Origin of the sequence: Streptomyces sp. NRRL WC-3742 (assembly GCF_000720635.1) — a bacterium.
GTDB lineage: Bacteria > Actinomycetota > Actinomycetes > Streptomycetales > Streptomycetaceae > Kitasatospora.
This window is the reverse complement of the sequence record NZ_JOCF01000187.1, coordinates 1-997: the sequence shown is the minus strand read 5'-3', so window position 1 is coordinate 997 and position 997 is coordinate 1. Positions and strand designations below refer to the sequence as shown.

Sequence of the window (997 nt, the reverse complement as noted above, 5' to 3'; positions counted from 1 at the left end):
CGACCCGGCGCGCAACAGCGAGTTGATCGTCCCGACCGACACCGGCAGCGGCGGCTTCACCCACCCGTACTTCAAGGCCCCCTACCGGGCCGAGGACCTCCAGGCGTCCGCCCGGGCGATCGCCGCCTGGGCCCGGATGGGGTACGGGTGGCTGGGGCGGACGCCGGACTTCAAGGCGTCCTTCCTGTCGACGCTCGGGTCCAACAAGGACCACTACCAGCCCTTCGAGGGCAACGCCGCGACCTGGTACCGCCGGGCCCAGGAGAACGTCGACTTCGTCGGGCACGCCATCGTGAACCCGCCGATCGACCGGAACCGGGGGATCACGGAGCTCAAGGACGTGATGCTGACGGTGGACCGCGAGACCGACGCCGGCCTGGTCGTCTCGGGGGCGAAGGTCGTCGGCACCGGCGTGGCCCTCACCCAGTCGGTGTTCGGATCCTCTCCCGCCCGTCGTACGAGTTCGCGGCGGCGACCGTCAGCAGCCCCTTCGACCAGCCGCTCAGCAGCCGGCTGGACGAGAACGACGGCATCCTGGTCTTCGACAAGGTCCTCGTGCCGTGGGAGAACGTGTTCTGCTACGACGTCGACAAGGCCAACCGGTTCTTCTTCGGCTCGGGCTTCCTCGACCGCGCGAAGTTCCACGCCTGCGTGCGCTTCGCGGTGAAGATGGACTTCCTGACCGGCCTGCTCGCCAAGTGCCTGGAGACGACCGGCACTTCGGAGTTCCGGGGGGTGCAGAGCCGCCTGGGCGAGGTGCTCGCCTACCGGAACATGTTCTGGGCCCTGGTCGACTCGATGTCCCACAACCCCACCCCCTGGGCGGACGGCACGGTGATGCCGAACGCCGAGACGGCGGCCGCCTTCCGGGTGCTCTCCTCGGCGGTGTTCCCCAAGATCCGGGAGATCTTCCTGCGGGACCTCGGCAGTGCGCTGATCTACAACAACTCGCACGCCAAGGACTGGGCCAACCCGGAGATCCGCCCCTACCTCGACC

Annotated in this window: 1 protein-coding gene and 1 pseudogene; both read left to right on the top strand. The window is 68.7% G+C overall.

Annotated elements, in window-relative coordinates; genetic code table 11:
• Positions 1-22 precede the first annotated feature (22 nt).
• Positions 23-516 (top strand): annotated as a pseudogene (locus tag IH61_RS50485) (4-hydroxyphenylacetate 3-hydroxylase N-terminal domain-containing protein); the annotation flags it as partial.
• A gap of 39 nt (positions 517-555) precedes the next feature.
• On the top strand, positions 556-997 hold a 442-nt coding region (locus tag IH61_RS49425), incomplete at its 3' end, for a 4-hydroxyphenylacetate 3-hydroxylase C-terminal domain-containing protein (RefSeq protein WP_324607655.1).